Origin of the sequence: Saccharospirillum mangrovi, assembly GCF_003367315.1 — a bacterium.
Lineage (GTDB): Bacteria > Pseudomonadota > Gammaproteobacteria > Pseudomonadales > Natronospirillaceae > Saccharospirillum > Saccharospirillum mangrovi.
On the sequence record NZ_CP031415.1, the window covers coordinates 3,509,543 to 3,532,239 of the forward strand.

The following is a 22,697-nucleotide window of genomic DNA, read 5'->3' on the forward strand; positions in this document are numbered from 1 at the left end:
TGTGAACCCCATTACCGTACTGATTCTGCTGATTCTGGCGCTGGGCGTGTTGTTCGTTTATCGCCGCCTGCCGGCCGCCCAACGCGGTGCTTTTCGATTGCGGGCGTTAATCGCTTTGGCGCTGTTTGGGCTGGCGTTTCTGGCGTTGACGCATCGGCTCTATTTACTCGGCGCACTTTTTGCGCTGCTGGTGCCGTTTTTGCGCCATCTGCTGCCCTGGCTGATTCGCTCGCTGCCGTTTCTGGCGCGCTGGTATCAGCGTCGGCAGCAACGGCGCGGCCCCAGTGGCGGCCAACGTTCCAAAGTGGCCGCCGACATCGTTGCCATGGAACTCGACCACGACACCGGCGCCATGACCGGCCAGGTATTAAGCGGCCCGTTCGCCGGCCGCGATCTTGCCGATCTGCAACAGCAGGAATTCATCGAACTGCTGCAATACTGCCGCCAGACCGACACCGATTCGGCCCGTCTGCTGGAAAGTTACCTCGACAAACGCTTCGGTGATTCCTGGCGCGCCGACGACCCGAACGGCCACAGCGACGACCACACCCCACCGTCCGACAACGGCTCACTCAGCGACGCCGAAGCCTACGACATTCTCGGCCTCGAACCCGGCGCCGACCGCGACGCCATCGTCCAGGCACATCGCCGACTGATGCAGAAACTGCACCCCGACCACGGCGGCAGCGCTTATCTGGCGGCGCGCATCAACGCAGCGCGGGCGCATTTGCTGGCATCGAAGTGAATAAGCGACGGCGATCCTGATTCAGACGCGCGGATCAAACCAATCCGGATGACTGACGTACCAGGCGACGGTGGCATTCAAACCGGCGTCAAAGTCGGTCTCGGGTTGCCAGCCAAGTTCGGTGGAGGCCTTCGTGTGGTCGATGGCGTAACGCCGGTCGTGGCCGGGCCGGTCGGCGACAAATTCGATCAGCTGCGCATAAGCCTGCGCCGCCGGTTTCAGTTGATCCAGCAGGGCGCACAGGCGACGCACCAATGCGAGATTAGTCACCTCGTTGTCGCCGCCCAGGTTGTAGCTTTCCCCCACCCGACCCTGCGTTAACACCCGGTACAACGCCCGCGCGTGGTCATCGACGTACAGCCAATCCCGAATTTGCTCGCCATTGCCGTACACCGGAATCGGCCGCTGTTGCAGCGCCCGGCCGATGGCGAGCGGAATCAACTTCTCCGGGAACTGAAACGGGCCGTAGTTGTTGGAGCAATGGCTGATGAGCACCGGCAACCCGTAAGTGCGGTGCCACGCCCGAACCAGATGGTCGCTGGCTGCTTTAGACGCGGCATAGGGGTTGTTCGGCGCGTGCGCGCTGCGTTCGCTAAAGCGGTGCGAAGGGTCGTAGCCGGCCTCACCGGGGCGTGGCAAATCGCCGTACACCTCGTCGGTTGAAACGTGCAGGAACCGAAACCGCGACTGCGCCGCAGGCGGCAGCGCGTCCCAATAATCCCGGCAGCATTCCAGCAGGATGTAAGTGCCAACAACGTTGGTTTGCATGAAATCGGCCGGTTGGGCGATGGCGCGATCAACATGGCTTTCGGCCGCCAGATGGACAACGGCGTCCGGCTGGAAATCGGCCAACAGCGAACGCATCAACGCCGCATCGCCAATATCGCCGCGCACAAACCGATAAGCGTTGTTGCTCTGATAATCCGCCAGCGTTGCCGGGTTGGCGGCGTAGGTCAGCTTATCGACATTCAGGATGCGATGCGGCGTCGTTGCCAGCAGATGGCGGATGAACGCCGAGCCGATAAAGCCGACGCCGCCGGTCACCAGAATGTTCATCGGTTCCGTCTCGGTGGTCTTCGTCACGGCTCGCTCCGATATGGCTGTGTGCCGAGTATCAACCGGCTTGCGGCATCAGGTCGATCTCAATGGCGTCGGCCGGCGCGCCGGTGAGTTGTTCGACGCTCTGCCAGTGCTGGTTGGCGACCGCCAGAATCCGGTCGAAAGCGCCGGCTTCGTTCAAATCCGCCACGGTGTAGCCGGTGTCGCGTTGCAGCCAGCGTTCGCCCAGGTTGGCGAGTCGTTCCGGTTGCGGGTGTTCGCCCGGCGCAATGCGCACGCTGACGCGAACGTGCCGCGCCGGCGCCAGGTTTTCCAGCGTGCCAACGGAATTCACTTCCAGGCGCGGCAACCGTTGCTGCTGCAACTCGGCGCTGCGTTGCGCCAGGTGCGCCGCATCGCGCAGCAAATCCAGATCGATCGATAACAATTCCGACCAGAACGCCAGTTGGTGCTCGTCACCGCTGCCGTTCAGCAGAAAGTCGTCCACCTGCGCAGCGCTCAGGCCGTGGTCGGGTTGAAACATCAGCCGGGTGCGCACGCGGTTGTGCAAATTGCCCAGGTTGGCGCAGCCCAATACCTGGGCGAGAAAATGAGAGAACAACGTTGTCATCAAGCACCTCAATCAAGCGGTGCTGATTCAATGGGAGGGAGTGCAGGGAAGGCCAGACCGGCGCTTTAGCTGCATTTATATACCGCTCGCAAGTGACCATTAAATCAGCGGGTTCGTTCAGGCTGCGAACTATATCAATATTTTTTGATATTGATCAAGCGGCCCGGCGTGACATTAAACTGTCACCTGACTGCCACACACTTTCCGACCCAGCCTGTCCGAGGAAAGATCAACCATGGCGCTTACAGTCCGCCTGCGGTTGCTGTTGTTTTCCGCGCTGTCCATTCTGGCGCTCGCCGGTCTCACTGGCCTTGCCACCAACACCATGCGCCAGGCCGAGCGCGACACCGACCGGCTGGTGCACCAGCAATTGGCCGATGTCTGGCTGTTATCCGACCTGGCGCAAAGCCACCGCGCGCTTCAGGATCTGGCCTATCGCATCAAGGCGCAGCTGATTTTCTGGGACGAAGTGGATACCCGCTTCGCCGCTATCCAATCCGACCTGAACGACCAATGGCAGCGCGCCGCCGATAACCCGCGCCTGGCCGACTGGGTCGCCGAGCAGGAAAGCGCCCGCGCTGGCGTCGACAAATTGCTCGACGGCATCGCCAAGGGCATCGAATCGCACAGTTATTACGACGTCGGCCGGGTGGTCGATCTGGAACTCTACCGCGCCATCGATCCGATGATCGCCGCCGTTGAAGAAAATCGTCAGGCAGCGCGACAAAACACCGAAGCCGGCGTGCAATCGCTGTTCGCCTTCCTCGCTCAACAACGCACCACCGCCTGGCTCGGCGGCGCTTTGGCGCTGGTGCTGATTCTGGCGCTGACCGAATGGTTGCGTCGCTCGGTCGTGGTTCGTCTGGCGCGCATTGCCCGCCAGTTGGATGCGATGGACGCCGCGGCCGATTTAACCCCAGTATTGCCCGAAGATGGCCGCGACGAAGTTACCCGCGTCGCCGTCGCCATCAACGGTCTGGTGGCGCGGCTCGATGTTTTTGTTGCCGACGTGCGCCAGGCCGCCAGCGCCTTGCAGGATCGCGCCAGCGGCCTCGACACCCAGGCCGAATCGGTGCGCACCGCCACCGGCCAGACGCACCAGCAGATTCACGACGTCAGCAAAGCCATGGCAACCATCGCCGACCGCGCCGCCGACATCGAACGCTCGGCGCTGGCCTCGCGCCAGACCATCGAAACCGCCGTCAGCAGCAACGCCGAATTGCAAACCCAGCTGGTCGCCAACGAAGCGGCGGCCACTCAGGCAGCCGAAGTGATGGATCAGGTTGCCAACGGCATCACCGCGCTGCGCGACGCCAGCGGCCGCATCGACCAAGTCATTGATGTGATTGTCGACATCGCCGACCAGACCAACCTGCTCGCTTTGAACGCCGCCATCGAGGCCGCCCGCGCCGGCGAGCAGGGGCGCGGCTTTGCTGTTGTCGCCGACGAAGTGCGGCAGTTGTCGAAACGCACCACCGAATCGACCGCCCAGATTCGCGATTGGGTTGGCGATTTGTCGCAACAGGTGGGCAATCTGGAAGGCTTGCTCGACGCCACCACGGCCGCCGGCGAAAACAACCGCGAAACCCTGGCAACGTTGAAATCGCACCTGAGCGAATTGAACAACCGCTTTACCGATCTGGAACACCGCAGTACCGACATCGACGCCGCCCTGGTCGCCCAGCGCGACGAAATCGGCCGGGTGGCGCGGCGTTCCGAACGGCTGACCGCCAGCGCCGACGGCCTCAGCGAAACCGTGGCCGCCACGGCCACCATCAGCCAGACGATACGCGGCCAATCGGAAGAACTGGACCGGCTCAGCGGGCGCTTCCGCTGCCGCCTGGACGAGGCCAGCGGCGACCTCTAATAACGCTTGCCAAGCGATCGAAGCTGATTAAAATCTGCGCACCTCGGCCAGCGCGACCTGTATGCAGCTGATCTCCTTCGATCCGTTCCGCACCCTCGGTTTTCCCGACACCCGCGTGCTCAAGCCGGAGCATTTCTTTCGTTACAAAGACGAACTGCGCCAGGCCGACTGGGTGCTCTACCCGCAATACTGGCAATTGAACGCCCTGCTCTACGGCCTGAACTGCCGCATCTTTCCCAGCGAAGCCAGCTACCGCATCGGCCACGACAAAGTGGAGATGACGCGCGCCTTCGAAGTCGTCGCCCCGGCCAATACCCCGCTGACGCTGATCGAACCCAACGGCCCGCTGCAACAGGAACAACTGTGGGAAACGATGACGCTGCCGTTCGTCGCCAAGCACCCCAAAGCCAGCATGGGCGAAGGCGTGTTTCTGATTCAGGACCGCGCCGACTGGCAACGTTATTGCGCCAGCGCCCAGGTGCTGTATGTGCAGGAATACCTGCCGATAGACCGCGACATCCGCATCGTCATCATCGGCGACAACGTTATTTCGGCCTACTGGCGACGCCAGGCCGACCAGGGGTTCTACAACAACGTCGCCCGCGGCGGCTGGATCAGTTACGAAGCCGTGCCCACCGACGCTATTGAACTGGCCCTGCAAGTGGCGCGCGATCTGGGCGTTAACCACGCCGGTTTCGACATCGCCTGGGTCGGCGGCTTCCCGTATCTGCTGGAATTCAACCGGCTGTTCGGCAACCAGGGCCTGGCCGGCACCGCCGATCTGAAAAGCGCCATCCTCGCCTACCTGAGCGAACAGGACATCCCGCGCGATCCAAGCGGCCCGGCACCACGCCCCAGCCCATTGCGCCCGCTGCCCAAAGCCGTGTAATCCGCTTAAAACCCGGCGCGGCCGGCGACGTAAAATCGTCGTCAAACCGCCAACATTTGCTTGGCGCTGCCGCCGTCGGCCATCATTGATGCGCTGATATTCACGATGGGAATCGAGCCTGTGCTGAATCTATTTGTACCGAGCCGCGGTTACTGGCTGACGCCGGTCATCATCTATCTCAACAGCGCCATCTTTGTGCTGACCGTGCTCTACACCGGCTCGGTTATGACCTTCGATCCACGCGCCCTGGTGATGCTCGGTGCCAACTACGAACCCTTCACCGTCGCCGGCCAGTGGTGGCGTTTGCTGACCAGTGTCTTTCTGCACGGCGGTTTGCTGCATCTGGTGTTCAACATGATCGTACTGGCGAACATCGGCATTTTTCTGGAACCGATGCTGGGCCGCTGGTCGTACGCCATCGTCTATTTGCTGACTGGCTTGCTGGCGAGTCTGACCAGCCTGTTTTTCAACGTCGGCGCGGTCAGTGTGGGCGCATCGGGCGCTATTTTCGGCTTGTACGGTTTCTTTCTGGCGTTGCTGACCACCAAGCTGTTCAAACCCGAATTCCGAGCGGCTTTTTTGCGCAATACGCTGGGGTTTATCGCCGTTAACGTCGCCATCGGTTTTATGGTCGGCCCGATCGACAACGCGGCCCACCTGGGCGGTTTGGTAAGTGGTTTCGCGCTGGGTTATCTGTGGTTGCCACTGATAAAACGCCGGGCCATGCGCGGCCGTTTTAGCTGATCGCCCACTGAATTTCTCACCCAATCGCAGTACACTGCCGGCGGTTTTCCCGTCCGCTTTTCGGTTGGCCGTTGCGGCCCGCCGCTCTGGTGTCTGAGGTTCGCTGTGATTCGTGGTTACCTGTCGGTGTTTCGGTCGTACTGGCCGATGTTGTTGTTCGGCCTGTTGACGGTATTTATCGGTAACTTTGGCCAATCCTTTTTCATTTCCTGGTACGGCGCGTCCATTCAGCAGCAGATGAATCTGTCGGCGGCCGCTTACGGTTCGGCGTATTCCGGCGCAACCTTGGTGAGCGGGTTGACCATCATGGTCATCGGCGGCGCGGTTGATCGGTTGCCGTTGCGGCGTTTTATCGCCTTGGCCGGTGCGGGTTTAACGCTGGCAGCGGTGCTGATGTGGTACGCCCACTCCTTGTGGTCGCTGATCATCGCGCTGTTTCTGCTGCGCTTTTGCGGCCAGGGTTTAATGCCGCACACCGCCATGACGGCAGTCGGTCGTTACTTCTCAATCAACCGGGGCAAGGCCATCAGCGTGGCCGGCAACGGCGTGCCGCTGGGCGAAATGTTTTTGCCAACGCTGGCGGTGGCGTTGATCGCGCTGGTCGGCTGGCAGCAAAGCTGGTTGATCATCGCCTTGTTTATTCCGCTGGTGTTTTTACCGCTGGTGTTCTGGTTGCTCGCCAAAGCCGGCCCCAGTGAAGCCGATTCGCAAGCGCCCGCCGCCAGTGCCCGCCCGGCTGATTTTATCGACGGTTCCCGCCGCACCGTGCTGGCCGATGGCCGTTTCTGGCGCGCACTGCCGTTGTTGCTGGCGCCGCCCTTTATCGTCACCGGTTTGTTCATTCACCAAGGGTTTGTGCTGCACCAGAAAGACTGGTCGCCGGCTTTGTTCGCCAGCGCCTTTGTGTTGTACGGCGCGGTGCATTGGGCGGCGTCGATTTTTGTCGGCTCGCTGGTGGACCGCTATTCGGCCACCCGGCTGTTCAAATTCATGGGGCTGCCGTTTGTCGCCGGCCTGGCGTTGGGTGCACTGCGCGATGGCGTTTGGGTGGTCTACGCCATGATGGCGACGCTGGGCATCGGCATTGCCATGATGGGCACCATCGCCAACGCGCTCTGGGCCGAGGTGTACGGCACCAAACATCTGGGCAGCATTCGCTCGCTGTTTACGTCGTTGTCGGTGCTGTCGACGTCGGCATCGCCGGTGTTGCTCGACGCGGGTATGGATGTGCAGACGTTCTTGCTGTCGATGGCCGGTTACGCGGCAGTGGGCGTGGTGTTGGCGGCGACGGCGTTTCGTTCGCCAGCGGTTAGTTAAGCAAACAAATCCGATTGGGCGTCGGTCTGTGGGTCGAGCGCGCCTTCCAGCGCCAACAGTTTTTGTTTGCGCCACAGGCCTCCGCCGTAGCCAGTCAGCGTTCCGTTTTTGCCGATAACCCGATGACAGGGAATAACGATGCCCAAACGGTTGTCGCCATTGGCGCGAGCCACGGCCCGCACGGCATCGGGCTGACCGATGGCCTCGGCCTGTTGCTGGTAACTGCGCGTCTGGCCGTAGGGGATCGCCAACAAGGCAGTCCAGGCCTGGCGTTGAAAAGCGGTGCCCATCAGATCGAGCGGTAATTCAAATTCGCGGCGGTTGCCGTCGAAATACTCGGCCAATTGCGCGCTCAGCGGTTGGAACAAGGCGTGGTCGCCTTCGTGCAGCGGCGCATCGAGGTGTTGTTGCAGTCGCGGCAATTGCCGCTGCAACCGTTCCGGGTCGGTGAATTCCAGCAGGCACAATCCGGTATCCGTCGCACCGGCCATCATCTCGCCCAGGGGTGTTTCCAGAATGCGGTAGGTCACCATGCTTCAGCCCCGTTTCCCAGCGCTGAAGCCAGGCTTTCAGCGCCGCAATAATCGCAACAACCCATGATCGACAGACAGCTTGCCTGCCCCGTTGGCGACAAGATACAGCAGCACCGTCGCCCAAACACCATGAGTGGCATAAGCGCCGGGGTAGACGAACACCTGAATCACCAACGTCATCGCCAGCAGGCCGAGTGCCGCGTAGCGCGTGGCAAAACCGAACAACAGACAGATCGGCAACAGATGCTCGGCCAACGCCGCCAGCAGTGCAGCGGTGGTCGGTGCCAATAACGGCAGGGCGTATTCTTCCTGGAACAGAAAGATGGCGGTGTCCGAAAGATGCGGCCAGCCCAGATGAAATTCGCCACTGAGCAGATTGATCGACAACCCTTCAATTTTGGTTTGGCCCGACAGCCAAAACACCGCCGCCATCGAAAACCGGCCGAGCAAGGCGATGAGTGACGCCGGCAGTTGGCTCAGGCGTGCATTGACCGCCAGCAATCCGTTCCAGATTGGGTTCATGGTAGAAGAATCCTTGTTAATCATTCACAGCCGTTAAAACGCCTTGCGACACCAGAATGTGCAACAGGGCGGTTAAATCGAACGCCAAACCGTCGATGGCTTCGGCGAAGGTTTTATCGCACCGCAGTCGCGTCAAAAACGTGGCCGCATCGCGTTCAATAAGATGCACGCCCACCTGAAAATCCAGGCGCGTAATCAACACCGCTTCGGCGTTGTCCAACCGCAGTTCGCGCAACGCAATGTTGGAATCCGGCTGATGCGCCGACCAAATCGCATGGATGGGAAATTCAGAGGCCAGCACCGCGCAAGCCGGTGCCAATTGCAGCCGCGCCTGTTGCAGTTTATCGGGTTGGTTTAAAACCTCGGCCAGCGCCTGCACCGACATCGGTTCGCTATCGCGACTGTGATACACCGTCAGCCAATGCCGTTCCAAACGCGCCACATCGGCCAGATACGGCAATGCACTGGCCGGCGGGAACCCGGCAACAAAATCGGCAAAGGTTGCGCCGTATTGCGTCAGCAGCGGCGATTGGGGCGGCTGTAACACAACATACTCACGCGCCATGGCGCGAAAGAATTCGACGCCGGTCAGTGCACAGCAAACGGGGAAAATCTGTTGCAGTGCGTCGATCAACGACGACGCCACATTATTGCGATACACCCCAAACCGATGGCTCACATCGGCGCCGTTCCAATGCGTTAAATCGTCGGGTGTGTGCGGCGGCTGGTCGAGCAGCGCCTGGGCAAAATCAGCCTGCATAACGCGACCGCTCCGGCACCGCCGCCATGAGCCGGCGCTCGGCTTCGAAGGCCTCGGCGCACAACACATCCAGCGCCGGTACATCGCCATCGCGTTCAATTAAGGTTGCCACCGGCCCGCAATGTTTCAGCGCTTCGTCGTAGAGCGACCAAACGGCATCGCTGACGGCGCGGTCGTGACTGTCGATCAACAACGGCTGCCCATCAACATCCCGGTCTTCGGCAAAACCGGCCAGATGAATTTCACCCACCACCGACAACGGCAAGGCCGATAAATACTGCACCGGGTCTTGATGATGGTTGGTGCAACTGACGTAAATGTTGTTCACATCGAGCAGCAAACCGCAGCCGCTGCGGCGAATCACTTCGTTAATAAAATCGGTTTCACTCAACGTAGAGTGCCGGCTTTCCACATAGGTTGACGGGTTTTCCAACAACAGTTGCCGACCGAGAAATTGCTGTGCCTGATCAAGGTGATCACACACCCGCTGCAGGCTGTCTTTTGTGTACGCCAGTGGCAATAAATCGTTAAAGAAAGTGCCCTGATGGCTCGACCACGCCAGATGTTCAGAAAACGACGCAGCCGGAAAACGATCCAATACTATCTTCAGCCGTTTCAGGTGTTCGGTATCGAGCGGTTCCAGCCCGCCAATCGACAAACCCACACCGTGAACCGACAGCGCATACAGCTCGCACAATTGCTGCAAATAAAATGGATAAGGCCCACCCTCGACCATGTAATTTTCAGCGTGAATTTCCACAAAACCCAAGTCGGGTTGGTGTTCCAGCAACGCCTGAAAATGCACCGCTTTCAAACCGATGCCGGCGCGTGCTGGCAAATCGGGTGATGGCAGTCGAGTCGATCTGTGCATGGGTGAGCCTCATCCTTTGGTGCAACCGGAAGGTTGGCAATTACTGGTCGTTGAACGCCTGCAACTGGCCGTGGCCGGTCGGAGAGTTCGGCGACATCATGCCTTCGCAAGTACCGGCCGGAACCAGTTTCCAGGCATTGCCCTGGTAATCGCGTACCGACGTACCGGCACAGGTTGTGCCCGGGCCGGCTTTGCAATCGTTCTGGCCTTGCATGGAAACGCCGTAGCATTTTTCTTTGCCGTCTTCGGCTTGGGCCAGGCTCGGTACAACAGCGGTGGCTAAAACGGCACCCAGTGCCAGGGCCAGTGAAGTTTGCGTCAGTGTCGGTTTCATTATGTCCATCCTCTTTGAATGATCGGTGTCTGCCTTGGCGTGATCGCCAAAGCAATGGCTAAAGCACCCGTGCGCTTCGGAAGGTTGGATGTCAGCCGGGCGATAGAAGTTCCGGCGCGGTGACATTTTTTTTGCGTGGTTCAGGCAAGGCGTGTGCGAACGCGGCATAAAAAAACCCGGCCGAGGCCGGGTTGGAGCGGTGGCGATACCGCGCTTGGGTTAGTAGAGGTAGACCGCGCCGGTGGGGACTCCATCCGTTCTAGAGGTTTGGTCACCGTTGATGCCGGTGGCCGCGCCGTTTTCTTGTGACGTACCCACGACCAGGGTTTCACCATCGCCGCTGATGGCGACGGAAGCGCCGAATCGGCGCCCTCTGCTGGGGCCGGCATTGCTGGATTTCAGGTAGACCGGGCTGAGCCAGGTGGTACCGCTGCGGCGGTAGTAATAAGCCGCGCCGGCACCAGCATAATTGTTAGCGGCTTCTGTATCGTTGCCGGTTTCGCCTTCCAGGCCTGTGGCGAGGCTGTCTTCATACGGTGCCCCTACAATCAACTGCGAACCATCCCGGTTCAGGCTGACGGAAGTGCCGAAATGATCACCCGCATCGCGGTTGGGGGCTTTCAGGTAGGCCTGTTGTTGCCAGGTGCTGGTGCCCCCGGTACGGGTAAAGAGGTAGACCGCGCCGGAATCTTCCGACTCCGATGTATCGGCATTGTCGTTTTGCGGGGTGGGCTGTGACTCACCCTGGAGGATGCCGATGGCGTTGCCGTCTTCGAATAGAGCACCAACTGCCAGCGTATTACCATCGGCACTCAGGCTGAGGGCACTGCCAAAGCTGTCTCTTTCACCGGCATTACTGGCTTGGAGGCGTTTGCGGAATTGCCAGGGGTTATCTACTTCCTCGGTTCGATTGAACAGGTAGACGGCGCCGGTATCACTGGCCTCGCCATAGGTTCCTACGGCCAGCCAGGTGCCGTTGGCATCCAGACTGACTGTGTAGCCAAACCCATCGTGTTGGGCGGTATCGGCCCCAACCTGAAGGGTCTGAATAAATTGCCAGGTAGGGCTTTCGCCCTCAGCAGCGCTGTCGTCTAATTGGTAGAGGTGGACGTTACCTTCTTCAAGAACCAGCGTATCCCAAGGTGCCCCCACCGCCAGAGCTGTGCCATCGGCATTCAGGCTGACGGATTGGCCGAAAAGCTTAAATTGTTGCGGCGCTTCGTCTTTGATATAGGCCGTGGCGTGCCAGGGGGCAGCGGTGTCTGCGTTGTTGCGGGTGAAAAGGTAGACGGCACCGGAGTCAGTAGTCGACTCTTCAGGGTTGTTGTACTTCAGTTCTGCGGATTCGGGATTCATGGTAACGCCCGTTTGGTCGTTGCTTTCGAAATACGCACCCACCGCCAATGTTTGCCCATCGGCGCTCAGGCTGAGCGAATGGCCAAAGTTGTCAGCTTCATTCGGCAAAACCGCGTGCAGTTGCTGGTCTTGCTGCCATTCACCGTTGGCATTCTGGCGGTAAATAAAGACCGTGCCGGCATCTTCGACACGACTCGCCTCTTCCGCCTCTTCCAATTTGATCGTATCCGTAAAGTCGGCTCCCACTGCCAAAGTGGTACCGTCTTCACTGAGCGCGATGGCGTTGCCGAAGAATTCCAGCTGCGCTTCGTTATCTTCGGGCAGACCTTTAAAGCCTTTGAAGTAACCGATGCTGTTCACCAGCTGGGCGACGTCGTTTACCGCCACCTGGGTTTCACCCACCAGGGGGCACTTGGTTTGATCCGGCAGGCAGGCCGATAAACGGTAAAGCGCTTGGGTGCGCCGGTAGAGCGGTACGGTGAGGCGGTATTGGGTGAGGTTGGGGTCAATGTTATCGGCGATCACGCTAAAGCCGGAGTCGCCGTCGGGTTTTTCTTCCAGCACGTAGTGAGTGGCGTTGGCGACGGGGCTCCAGTCGAACACGAACTTTTTGGTTTGTTCGAAGTTTAGATTCAGCACACCCAAGGGGCCTGATATGGGTTTTGGTGTGGGCGTTGAAGGCCCCGGGTCGCAGGCGGCCAGCAGAACGCTGCTGACCAGCAACGCCAGGCTCCAGCCTGAGGTGAGTGTTTTGCGAGTGTGGTCCATGGTGTTTTTCTCCCTGGGAAATTGAATGCGCTGAGCGAGCGGTTACCGCCACACCCAATCACCAGGCGATCATCACCTACGACCGTTTGAGTAACTGTTTTAACAATCGTTGTTTTTTCGCGCTTTCGAGGGAATTTTTGCAAATAGTTGGGCGGGGCGTGTTTGGCCCGGGCCGATGGAACTTTTTGCCCGGCCGGGTGTCTGTTGCCAGAACCGCCTGAACGGGCGATTCACTACCCATTCGGTTCCGCCAAGAGGAATGAAGGATGCGCATTCGAGGACGTCTGGCGGCCAGCTACGCTGTGCTGTTGTTGTTTATTGCCGCCATTTTGGTGGTTGTGGTGCAGCGTTTTGGTCAGCTCTCGGCGCAATTGCAGGCGGTGGTACAGCGCGATGCGGCGCTGGTGGAGTTAACCAGTGCGGTGAATCTCGATGCCGAAAGCATTGCCGGCCGGTTGTTGCTGTTGTTTATCGTTGACGACCGCGATGCCCGGGTGGCGCTGTATAAAGACATCGACGCCCGCAACCGCGCCATCGACACCGCCGTTGAACGCCTCACCGCACTGCTGGCCGATTCGCCCATGGAAGACCGGCTGACCGAGCTGACCGAGCGCCGCCGCCAATACCAGGACCAACTGCAACTAACGGTGGAAACGCTGGAATTCGGCGACCACGACGAAGCGCGCCGGATGATGGCCGGCCCCACCCGCGATGTGCTCAACCGTCTGCTGCAACTGACCTCCGAACTGGAACAACAGCAACGCGCCCGCATGGACGAACGCCAGCAACAGACGCTGGCGGAAACGCATGCGTCGGCCTGGCTGGTGACCATTCTGGGCGTGGGTGCCTTGCTGGCCGGTGTGCTGATGGCGTTGCTGATTACGCCCAGCATTGTGCGGCCGTTGCGGGCGGCGGTGCGGGCCGCCGACAGCATTGCTTCGGGTGGTTTGCACCAGGCAGTGCCCCGTGGTGGCCGCGATGAGATTGGTCAGTTGCTGCGCAGTTTTGGGGTGATGCGCGATCAACTGCATGCGGTGATCGGCACCATTCGCGCCAACGCGACGGCGGTGAGCCAGGCCGCCGGCCAGTTGCGCCATTTCACCACCGAGGTGCAAACCGACAGCGCCGGCCAAAACCAGTTGGCGCAGCAGATTGACCAGTCGGTAGGCCAGTTGTCGGTCGATAGCCAGGCCATGGCGGGCAATGTGCAAGTGGCCCGCGACCAGGCTTCACGCGCGCGCGAACTGGCGCGCGACGGCGTTGCCGGTGTAACCGAGGCGGCCGGCGGCATTCGCCAGACGGCGCTGTTGATCGATCAATCGGCCGCCAGCATTGAACAGCTCAGCGAAAGCGCCAGCGAGGTGATTGGCGCAGTCAGCCAGATTCGCGAGATTGCCGATCAGACCAATTTGCTGGCGTTGAATGCGTCCATTGAGGCGGCGCGGGCGGGTTCGGAAGGGCGCGGTTTTGCCGTCGTTGCCGACGAAGTGCGGCTGCTTGCCACCCGCACCAGCGAGGTAACCGAAGAGATTCATCGCATTCTGGCGCGCATCAACACCCAGACCGACGAAGCGGCGCAACGCATTCGCGCCGGTAAAACCGGCATGGACGAAGGGGTAGCGTTGATTGGCCGCATCGTCGAACCGTTAACGGCGCTGGACCGCGATGCCCAGGCCTCGCTCGACAGCCTGGAAAGCCTGACCGAACTGGCCGGCCACCAGGCCCAGGCCAGCCAATCCATTTCCCAGCGGGTGGGCGACATCAGCCGTATGGCCGAGACCAGCCACAGAGCCACGCTGCAATTGGGGGAATTGGCGGACCAACTGCTCGACACCGCTCAGGGCACCGAGCGGGCTGTGGGTCAGTTTCAGTTGGAGCCTTAACAGCCAAACCGGCGTGCTAGCGAAAGTCAGTGCTATCAAAAGTCAGTGCTAGCGAAAGTCGTCGAACACCGCCAGGAAGGCGTCGCCGTAGCGTTCCAGTTTGGCGTCGCCGACGCCTGAGACCTCGCTCATCTGAGCGAGACTTTGCGGCCGGCGCGCCAGCATGTCGGCCAGGGTTTTGTCGTGAAATACCATGAACGGCGGAATGCCCTGCTCGTCGGCCAGTTGTTTGCGGCAGGCGCGCAATGCCTGCCACAGCGGTTGGTCGGCTTCGTCCACTTGAGTGGGAGCTGGCCGGCTGCGTGACGCGCCACTGGCACTGCGATCGGGGCGGTTTTCTTTGCGCAGGCTGACCGACTGTTCCCCTTTGAGCACCGGCCGGCAGGCTTCGGTTAATCGCAAACCGCCGTAGCCTTCGGGGTCGACCGCCAGCAACCCAGCGGCCACCAGTTGGCGCAATACCGAGCGCCATTCGTTGGCCGACAATTCGGTGCCAATGCCGTAGGTCGATAACTGGTGATGGCCGAATCGGCGCAGCTTTTCGCTGTCGCTGCCGCGCAATACGTCGATGATGTGGTTGGCACCAAAACGCTGGTCGGTGCGGTAGACGCACGACAACGCTTTGCGCACCGCTTCGGTGGCGTCCCAGCTTTCGACCGGGTGCAGGCAGGTGTCGCAATTGCCGCACGGCTTGGGCAGTTCATCGCCAAAATAACGCAGCAATACCTGACGCCGACAACCGGTAACCTCGCACAAGCCGAGCATGGCGTTCAGCCGTTGCTGTTCGTAGCGCTGGTGTTCGTCGCTGCCGGTCGATTGCGCCATCATCTGGCGCAGTTTCACTACGTCTTCAAAGCCGTACAGCAACAGCGCGGTGGAAGGCTCGCCATCGCGCCCGGCGCGGCCGGTTTCCTGATAATAGGCTTCGATGCTTTTGGGCAGATCCAGATGCACAACAAAGCGCACGTCGGGTTTGTCGATGCCCATGCCAAAGGCGATGGTCGCCACCATGATGATGCCGTCTTCGCGCAAAAAGCGTTGCTGGTTTTGCTGGCGCACCGAGGCATCGAGCCCGGCGTGATAGGGCAACGCCTTGTAGCCCTCTTTCGCCAGCCATTGCGCCGTTTGCTCCACTTTTTTGCGCGACAGGCAATAGACAATACCGGCCTGCCCGTCGGTCTCTGCCTTGAGAAAACTCAGCAACTGCTGACGCGCCTGTTGCTTGGGCTGAATGCGGTATTGGATGTTGGGCCGGTCGAAGCCGCCAACAAAGGCCGGTGCCTGAGTCAGGCTGAGGCGTTGTTGAATATCGACCCGGGTACGCGCATCGGCGGTGGCGGTCAGGGCGATGCGCGGCACCGCCGGGAAACGCTCGGCAAGGATATTGAGCTTTAGGTAATCGGCGCGGAAATCGTGCCCCCATTGCGAGACGCAATGCGCTTCGTCGATGGCGAACAGCGCCAGTTGGGCACGGCTGAGCAAGTCGAGCGTGCGTTCTTGCAGTAGCCGTTCCGGGGCGATGTAGAGCATGTCCAGCTCGCCAGCGAGCAAGGCGTTTTCGGTGTCGCGTACTGCCTCGAACGACAGCGTGGAATTCAGAAAGCCGGCGCGCACGCCGAGCTCGCGCAGGGCGTTAACCTGATCCTGCATCAGCGCGATGAGCGGCGAAATCACCACGCCGGTGCCGGGCCGCACCAGGGCGGGAATCTGGTAACACAGCGATTTGCCGCCGCCGGTGGGCATTAAAACCAGGCAATCGCCGCCGCCCACCAAGGTGTTGATGATGGCTTCCTGATCGCCACGGAAGGCATCGTAACCGAAGGTGTGTTGCAGTACGGAGTGAGGGGTCGCAGTCATGGCGGCAGTATATCGGCGTCGGTTCAGGCTCGATACGACCGGGCAACCGCGCTGTGACTTTACCGACAAGTCAGCCGCAGGCGCTGGGCTATACTGAGCGCAATTTTCACCGAGGTAGACGTTATGGGTTTGGGCTTTGCGGGCGTTGGTGCCCTGATGTTGGTGGTGGTGTTTATCAGCTATCTGCGCATGGTGAATAAACGCATGGCGCTGCGCGACCGGCGCGGTTACGAAGACCGGCTGGTGGTGGAACAGGCCGACACACTCGAAGCCTTCGGCCGCGATAAGGACGCGCAGCGTTTACTGGAAAAAGCGCTCGAACGCCTGCCGAATTCCACCATGATTCAAGCGCGACTGGACCAACTGAAACTGGAAATGGCCGAGCGCGAACAGAACAAACACTGAGCCTTGGCTGCCCTCGCCCGGCTGCGCTAGGCTGGCAACAAAACATTCGAGGCAGGCACCATGACCGACGCCCCTTTCAAGCACGAAGCGCCTTTCGATCGCGATCAACACTTAGCCCAGGCCGACACCCACAGCGTACTGAACCAACCAACGCCGCTGGCCGATTACAACGTCTATCGCAGCGACCGCGCCTTGCAACACTGGACGCATCATTTCGGCGCTGGCTGGGCCGAAGACCGGCTGAACGATTACGGCACCCGCGTGGGTGGCGATTTAATGAACGCCGGTTTTCAGGCCAACGAAGTGCCACCGGTATTGCACACACACGACCGCTTTGGCCATCGCCTCGACAGCGTGGAATTTCACCCGGCGTACCACGAACTGATGCGCACCGCCGTTGAAGCCAGCGTGCCATCGCTGCCCTGGCGCGAGAGCAAAGTCGGCGCGCACGTTGCCCGCGCCGGGCTTGAATATCTGCACATGCACGCCGACGCCGGTTCCGCCTGCCCGCTGACAATGACCTTCGCCGCCGTGCCCGCCATTGCCACCACGCCCGACATCGCCGAGCAGTGGCTACCGAAAATCACCGCGCCGCATTACGACCCGCGCAACGTACCGTTTTTCGACAAAGCCGGCCTGACCATCGGCATGGCAATGACCGAAAAACAAGGCGGTTCCGATGTGCGCGCCAACACCACCCGGGCTTACCCGCTGGGCCAACGCAAGCCCGGTCAGCCATACGAATTGATCGGCCATAAATGGTTTTGTTCAGCGCCGATGTGCGATGCGTTTTTAGTGCTGGCGCAGACCGAAAATGGCCTCAGTTGTTTCCTGATGCCGCGCTGGCGCGACGACGGCAACAAGAACGCTTTTTTTATTCAGCGTCTGAAAGACAAACTCGGCAACCGCTCCAACGCTTCATCGGAAATTGAATTTCGCGGCGCGCACGCCTGGCTGCTCGGCGACGAAGGCAAGGGCGTGCGCACCATTATCGAAATGGTGTCGATGACGCGCTTCGATTGTCTGGTCGGATCGGCCGCTTTGATGCGCGCAGCCACCGCCCAGGCGTTGCATCACACCGGCGGCCGTTCGGCCTTCGGCCAGCCCTTGCACGACGCACCCCTGATGCAAAACGTGCTGGCGGACCTGGCAATTGAATCGGAAGCGGCGCTGGCGATGAGTTTGCGCGTTGGCCGCGCGCTCGATCACAGCGCTGACGACGCCGAAAAATACCTGGCGCGGCTGACCACCGCCATCGGCAAATACTGGGTGTGCAAACGCACGCCACAACTGACCTACGAGGCGATGGAATGCATCGGCGGCGTCGGTTATGTGGAAGAAAATGTGTTGCCACGGCTGTATCGCGAAGCGCCGGTCAACGCCATCTGGGAAGGTTCGGGTAACATTCAGTGTTTGGATGTGTTGCGCGCGCTCGGCCGGGAACCGGCGACGCTGGAGGCGTTTTTCAGCGAGGTCGAAAAGGCGGGCGGACATTCACCCACCTTTGATCGCGCCCTGACGCAATTCAAACAAGCCATCGGCCACACCGACCAACTGGAATACCGCGCGCGGACTTTGGTCGACCAGATGGCGTTGCTGTTTCAATCCAGCATTTTGCTGCGCGACGGCGATGCCCTGGTTGCCGATGCCTTTGTCGAATCGCGGTTGAATCCGAACGGCGGGTTTAACTACGGCACCTTGGAGCCGGGTGTGGATTGCCGGGCAATTGTTGAGCGGGCGAAGCCGGTTCTGTAACCCCCATTAAAGCCGTTCGATGTCGGCACTGACCGCATTCAGTGCCGACACAACCTCACCCACCAGCGCGTCCAATTGTTCATCACCGACGCGCTCTTCCAACCGATACACGCCGACGTCCATCGCTTCCTGTACTTCGCTTAATTCGAGCGGCACGACGCCGCTGGCGACTAAGGTTTCTGCGATGGATGCGGGGTAAATCATCACCGCATCGCTGTCGCGCAGTATGTCGAGGGCGGCGCTCATCGAGCTGGTTGACCAGACGACCCGGTCGGCCAAGTGGTAGGTGTGGCGTTCGGCTTCTTTGAATTGCGGGTTGGTGACGACGGCGCGGCTGTAGCGCGTCTCATCCGGCGTGAGCGCCAGATGCGGGTAGTCGAGCAAATCCTCAAAGCTGACCGGGCGTTGCAACAACGGGTGGCCCTGGCGCACAAAGCAGGCGTCACGCACTTTGAACAACGGCCGGAACACAGCGCCGCTGCTCGGGTTCAGACCGGCAATGCGATGGCCGATAAACAGATCCAGTTCACCGGCGAGCAATTGGTCCATCGAACGCAGATGGTTGCCGATTTCGATGTGCGCCGGCGCCGTTGGATGTTGCTCACGATAGCGATGAAACAGATCGCGAAAAAACAGATGCCACCAGGCCAGCCCAACGCCGATGCGCAACCCCGCTTCCTGATCGACCTTCAATTGCTGCAACTTGCCCAAGGCGTTGTCGTACACCCGCTGCATGATGCGCGCCTGTTCAAGCAGGGTTTCGCCGTAAGGCGTTAGCGTCATGCCGCGCGGCGAGCGGTTGAACAGCGTTACGCCGAGTTGGGTTTCGAGCTTTTTCAGGTTGTGCGTCAAAGTCGGTTGGCTGACAAACAAACGCTGCGCAGCCAGGCTGACTGAGCGCAATTCCGCCACCGCCAGGAACTGGCGCCAGGCTTTATCCATGCCGGTCTCTCCGTTACTGCTAGCTATCGAAAAAATCTATAATGGACGCAAAATAAAGCATTTTATCTTTGCTTAACACTCCACTAGGCTGCGCCAGATTTCCCCCGTCTTGCCGAGGTACCGCATGATCGAACCCCGCTGGTGGCACCGCGCCGTCGTTTATCAGATTTATCCGTCTTCCTTTATGGACGCCAACGGCGATGGCATGGGCGATTTGCCCGGCATCATCCAACGGCTCGATCATCTGGCCGATTTGGGCATTACCGTGATCTGGCTGTCGCCGATTTTTGAATCGCCGATGGACGACAATGGCTACGACATTTCCAACTATCAGGCCATCGCGCCGCAATTCGGTACGCTGGACGATCTGGACCGCTTGATTGCTGAGGCCAGACAGCGCGGCATCAAGATCATTCTCGATCTGGTGGTGAACCATTCCAGCGATGAACACCCGTGGTTCATCGATGCCAGGTCGTCGAAAGACAGCGAGCACCGCGACTTCTACATCTGGCGTCAGCCAAACGCCGATGGCGGCGAGCCGTCCGATCTGACTTCGTATTTCAGCGGTTCGATGTGGGAATTCGACGCCGCCAGCGGCGAGTATTACTTCCACCAGTTCAGCAAAAAACAGCCCGACCTGAACTGGGACAACCCGGCCGTGCCCGAGGCCGTTCACGCCATGATGAATTGGTGGCTCGACCGTGGCGTCGCCGGTTTCCGCATGGATGTGCTCGACTTGCTGGGCAAGGACGTCGACAACCAGAAACTCGCCGCCGGCCCGACGCTGCACCAACGCATTCACGCCATGAACCAGGCAACGTTCGGCCCGCGCGATGCGCTGACCGTTGGCGAAACCTGGAGCGTGACGCCTGAGACCGCGCCGTTATATTGCGCGCCAGAACGCGATGAAATTTCCATGGTGTTTCAGTTCGAACACATCAGCCTGACCTTCGGCGAAGACAGCGCACCGAACGGCGGCAAGTGGAACGCCCACCCGATGGACCCGCTGAAACTGAAGCGCGTCTTTGCCAAATGGCAGGACGCCCTGGCCGACGGTCGCGGTTGGAATTCGCTGTTCTGGAACAACCACGATCTGCCGCGCGCGGTCTCGGAATTCGGCAGCGACGGCGAACACCGCATCACCTCGGCCAAGATGCTCGCCACCGTTTTGCACGGCCAGCAGGGCACGCCGTACATCTATCAGGGCGAAGAGATTGGCATGACCAACGTGCGCTTCGAGTCGATTGACGATTACCGCGACATCGAAACGCTGAACTTCTTTGCCGACAAGGCCGAACACGGCTGGAGCACGGAACGTCGCATGGCGGCGATCTACCGTTACGGTCGCGACAACGCCCGCACACCGATGCAATGGTCGACCACTGACCACGGCGGCTTCAGCACCGGCACGCCCTGGCTGGCGGTGAATCCGAATTATCGCCAGATTAATGCCGAGGCCGACCGCGCCGACCCGGACGGCATTTTCCAGCACTATCAGAAACTGATTCAGCTGCGCAAAACGCACGATGTGCTGGTCTACGGTCGTTTCACCTTATTGCTCGAAGATCACCCGACGGTGTTCGCCTACGAGCGCGAACTGAATGGCGAACGCTGGCTGGTGCTGGGTTCGTTCAGCGCCGAACGTACTCGTGTGCGGCTGCCTGCGCCCTGGCAAAATACGCTGTGCGACTGTCTGATTCACAACGTCAGCGCACGTGGCGCTATGGGTGAGTCGCTGGAACTGGCACCCTATGAGGCCTTTATCGTTCGCTTGGAAGGAATAGCCTGATGAATGCAGTAATCAGCCAACGCTGGTGGAAAGAAGCCGTCGTCTACCAGATTTACCCGCGCTCCTTTATGGACGGCAACGGCGATGGCACCGGCGATATACCGGGCATCATTGAACGGCTCGATTACCTGAAAGACCTGGGTGTCGATGTGCTCTGGCTGTGCCCGATTTTCCCCTCGCCGAACGACGATAACGGCTACGACATTTCCGACTATCAGGGCATTTTGTCCGACTTCGGCACCATGGCCGATTTCGACAATCTGCTCGAACAGGCACACCAACGCGGCCTGCGCATTCTGCTCGATCTGGTGGTCAATCATTCCAGCGACGAACACCCCTGGTTCACCGAATCGCGCTCCAGCAAAGACAACCCCAAACGCGATTGGTACATCTGGCGCGACGGCAAACCCAACGGCGCACCGCCGAACAATTGGGCCAGTATTTTCAGCGGCCCGGCCTGGGAATACGACGACGCCAGCGGCCAGTATTTTCTGCATTTATTCTCGCGCAAGCAGCCCGATCTGAACTGGGAAAACGCCGAGATGCGCCAGGCGGTTTATCAGATGGTGCGCTGGTGGCTGGACAAGGGCGTCGATGGTTTCCGCATCGATGCCATCACTCACATTCGCAAGGAACCGGGTTTCCCCGACCTGCCGAATCCGAAACATCTGGCGGCGGTGCCATCGCACGAGATGCACCGTAACAAAGACGGCATTCTGGAATACATCAGCGATCTGTGTGCCAACACTTTCGCGCACTACGACGTGATGACGGTCGGCGAAGCCAACGGCGTCAATGTGGAACAGGCGGCCGATTGGGTGGGTGAAGATCAGGGCCGGTTCAACATGCTGTTCCAGTTTGAACAACTGAAACTCTGGGGCAGCGACGGCAACGCTGATCTGGATTTGCCGAAACTAAAACAAACGCTGACGCGCTGGCAAAAAGGCCTGGAAGGCAACGGCTGGAACGCGCTCTTTGTCGAAAACCACGACATTCCGCGCATCACCTCAACCTGGGGTAACACCGAGCAGTATTGGCGCGAAAGTGCCACGGCCATCGCGCTGATGTATTTCATGATGCAGGGCACGCCCTTTATTTATCAGGGCCAGGAACTGGGCATGACCAACCACCCGTTCACCGCTCTGGATCAGTTCGATGACGTGGCCGCCCGCAACCAGATTGCCGAGTGGCGCGCCGAAGGCCGCAGCGATGCCGACATGCTCGCCGACTTGCTCAGCAGCTCACGCGACAACGCCCGTACGCCGATGCAATGGAGCAGCGAATTCAACGCCGGTTTCACCATCGGCAAACCCTGGCTGGCGATCAACCCGAACCACCAATGGCTGAACGCAGAAGACCAGGCTGACGATCCGAACTCGGTGCTGAATTTCTACAAAGCGATGATCCGAATGCGCCGCGCCGAACCGACGCTGGTGTATGGCACTTACGATCTGGTGCTGGAAGACGACGCTCAGGTGTACGCCTACACCCGCAGCGGCGAGGAAGACGCCTTTGTGGTGCTGTGCAATTTAAGCGATGCCGACTGGCACGGTGATCTGGGAGTGGCGACACCGGCGGAAACCGGCCTGTGCCTGAGCAATTACGCCGATGCCGCCGAGCAACCGGCGGATCGTCTGCGGCCTTGGGAAGCGCGGTTGTATCGGTTGTAAACTGAGCCTCCTTTGTCATCC

At 60.1% G+C, this 22,697-nt stretch carries 20 protein-coding genes; 10 read left to right on the plus strand and 10 right to left on the minus strand.

Annotated features, from left to right (window positions below; genetic code table 11):
- The first annotated feature begins 1 nt into the window (after nt 1).
- On the plus strand, nt 2–745 hold the full coding sequence (locus tag DW349_RS16430) for a DnaJ domain-containing protein (protein WP_108124268.1): 744 nt from the start codon (nt 2–4) through the stop codon (nt 743–745).
- A gap of 21 nt (nt 746–766) precedes the next feature.
- Here the strand turns inward: DW349_RS16430 and rfbB are convergent, their stop codons facing one another.
- Nucleotides 767–1,828, minus strand: coding sequence for a dTDP-glucose 4,6-dehydratase (gene rfbB / locus DW349_RS16435; RefSeq protein ID WP_306418307.1), 1,062 nt, complete (start codon nt 1,826–1,828; stop codon nt 767–769).
- Nucleotides 1,829–1,859: 31 nt separating this feature from the next.
- Complete coding sequence (locus DW349_RS16440; protein WP_108124269.1) at nt 1,860–2,414, minus strand: hypothetical protein; 555 nt, start codon at nt 2,412–2,414, stop codon at nt 1,860–1,862.
- A gap of 235 nt (nt 2,415–2,649) precedes the next feature.
- On the opposite strand from DW349_RS16440, the gene DW349_RS16445 reads away from it, so the two are divergent.
- The 4 genes from DW349_RS16445 (at nt 2,650) to DW349_RS16460 (ending at nt 7,231) form a co-directional block, all read left to right on the plus strand.
- Complete coding sequence (locus tag DW349_RS16445; RefSeq protein ID WP_108124270.1) at nt 2,650–4,281, plus strand: methyl-accepting chemotaxis protein; 1,632 nt, start codon at nt 2,650–2,652, stop codon at nt 4,279–4,281.
- A gap of 61 nt (nt 4,282–4,342) precedes the next feature.
- Nucleotides 4,343–5,170, plus strand: a complete 828-nt coding sequence (locus tag DW349_RS16450) for an ATP-grasp domain-containing protein (RefSeq protein ID WP_108124271.1) — start codon at nt 4,343–4,345, stop codon at nt 5,168–5,170.
- A gap of 120 nt (nt 5,171–5,290) precedes the next feature.
- Nucleotides 5,291–5,914: a rhomboid family intramembrane serine protease gene (locus tag DW349_RS16455; RefSeq protein WP_198650408.1), complete on the plus strand. Its 624-nt coding sequence runs from the start codon at nt 5,291–5,293 to the stop codon at nt 5,912–5,914.
- A 105-nt stretch (nt 5,915–6,019) separates the two neighbouring features.
- Nucleotides 6,020–7,231, plus strand: a complete 1,212-nt coding sequence (locus DW349_RS16460) for an MFS transporter (RefSeq protein WP_232819270.1) — start codon at nt 6,020–6,022, stop codon at nt 7,229–7,231.
- On the opposite strand, the gene DW349_RS16465 is transcribed toward DW349_RS16460, so the two are convergent.
- The 6 genes from DW349_RS16465 to DW349_RS16490 form a co-directional block, all read right to left on the minus strand.
- The gene (locus DW349_RS16465; RefSeq protein ID WP_108124273.1) at nt 7,228–7,764 is read right to left on the minus strand and encodes a methylated-DNA--[protein]-cysteine S-methyltransferase; all 537 of its coding nucleotides are present in this window, start codon (nt 7,762–7,764) and stop codon (nt 7,228–7,230) included. The two genes, DW349_RS16460 and DW349_RS16465, sit on opposite strands and share 4 nt — an antisense overlap.
- A 36-nt stretch (nt 7,765–7,800) precedes the next feature.
- Entirely contained in the window at nt 7,801–8,286 is a 486-nt protein-coding gene (locus DW349_RS16470) for a DoxX family protein (protein WP_108124274.1), read from the minus strand.
- 16 nt (nt 8,287–8,302) lie between these two features.
- A complete protein-coding gene (locus tag DW349_RS16475) occupies nt 8,303–9,046 on the minus strand; it encodes an HvfC/BufC N-terminal domain-containing protein (RefSeq protein WP_157954239.1) in 744 nt (247 codons plus the stop codon).
- On the minus strand, nt 9,036–9,917 hold the full coding sequence (gene bufB, locus DW349_RS16480) for an MNIO family bufferin maturase (RefSeq protein ID WP_108124276.1): 882 nt from the start codon (nt 9,915–9,917) through the stop codon (nt 9,036–9,038). Before bufB ends, DW349_RS16475 begins: the two co-directional genes overlap by 11 nt.
- A gap of 40 nt (nt 9,918–9,957) precedes the next feature.
- A complete protein-coding gene (locus DW349_RS16485) occupies nt 9,958–10,251 on the minus strand; it encodes a BufA1 family periplasmic bufferin-type metallophore (RefSeq protein ID WP_108124277.1) in 294 nt (97 codons plus the stop codon).
- Nucleotides 10,252–10,470: 219 nt separating this feature from the next.
- Complete coding sequence (locus DW349_RS16490; RefSeq protein ID WP_108124278.1) at nt 10,471–12,375, minus strand: FG-GAP repeat protein; 1,905 nt, start codon at nt 12,373–12,375, stop codon at nt 10,471–10,473.
- Nucleotides 12,376–12,641: 266 nt separating this feature from the next.
- On the opposite strand from DW349_RS16490, the gene DW349_RS16495 reads away from it, so the two are divergent.
- Nucleotides 12,642–14,258 (plus strand): methyl-accepting chemotaxis protein, encoded by a 1,617-nt coding sequence (locus tag DW349_RS16495; protein WP_108124279.1) that lies wholly within the window; start codon nt 12,642–12,644, stop codon nt 14,256–14,258.
- A gap of 48 nt (nt 14,259–14,306) precedes the next feature.
- Here the strand turns inward: DW349_RS16495 and recQ are convergent, their stop codons facing one another.
- Entirely contained in the window at nt 14,307–16,115 is a 1,809-nt protein-coding gene (gene recQ, locus DW349_RS16500) for a DNA helicase RecQ (RefSeq protein WP_108124280.1), read from the minus strand.
- Nucleotides 16,116–16,238: 123 nt separating this feature from the next.
- Between recQ and DW349_RS16505 the strand changes: the two genes are divergently transcribed.
- Nucleotides 16,239–16,520 (plus strand): tetratricopeptide repeat protein, encoded by a 282-nt coding sequence (locus DW349_RS16505; protein WP_108124281.1) that lies wholly within the window; start codon nt 16,239–16,241, stop codon nt 16,518–16,520.
- Between the two features lie 60 nt (nt 16,521–16,580).
- Nucleotides 16,581–18,275 carry an acyl-CoA dehydrogenase family protein gene (locus tag DW349_RS16510; protein WP_108124282.1) on the plus strand — a complete coding sequence of 565 codons (1,695 nt, stop codon included), beginning with the start codon at nt 16,581–16,583 and terminating at the stop codon, nt 18,273–18,275.
- Nucleotides 18,276–18,281: 6 nt separating this feature from the next.
- Here DW349_RS16510 and DW349_RS16515 read toward each other — a convergent pair whose 3' ends face one another.
- Entirely contained in the window at nt 18,282–19,217 is a 936-nt protein-coding gene (locus tag DW349_RS16515) for a LysR family transcriptional regulator (protein WP_108124283.1), read from the minus strand.
- 124 nt (nt 19,218–19,341) lie between these two features.
- Between DW349_RS16515 and DW349_RS16520 the strand changes: the two genes are divergently transcribed.
- Both DW349_RS16520 and DW349_RS16525 read left to right on the plus strand, forming a co-directional pair.
- Complete coding sequence (locus tag DW349_RS16520) at nt 19,342–21,006, plus strand: glycoside hydrolase family 13 protein (RefSeq protein WP_108124284.1); 1,665 nt, start codon at nt 19,342–19,344, stop codon at nt 21,004–21,006.
- A complete protein-coding gene (locus DW349_RS16525) occupies nt 21,006–22,676 on the plus strand; it encodes an alpha-glucosidase (RefSeq protein WP_108124285.1) in 1,671 nt (556 codons plus the stop codon). The genes DW349_RS16520 and DW349_RS16525 overlap by 1 nt, the downstream gene beginning before the upstream one ends.
- Nucleotides 22,677–22,697 lie beyond the last annotated feature (21 nt).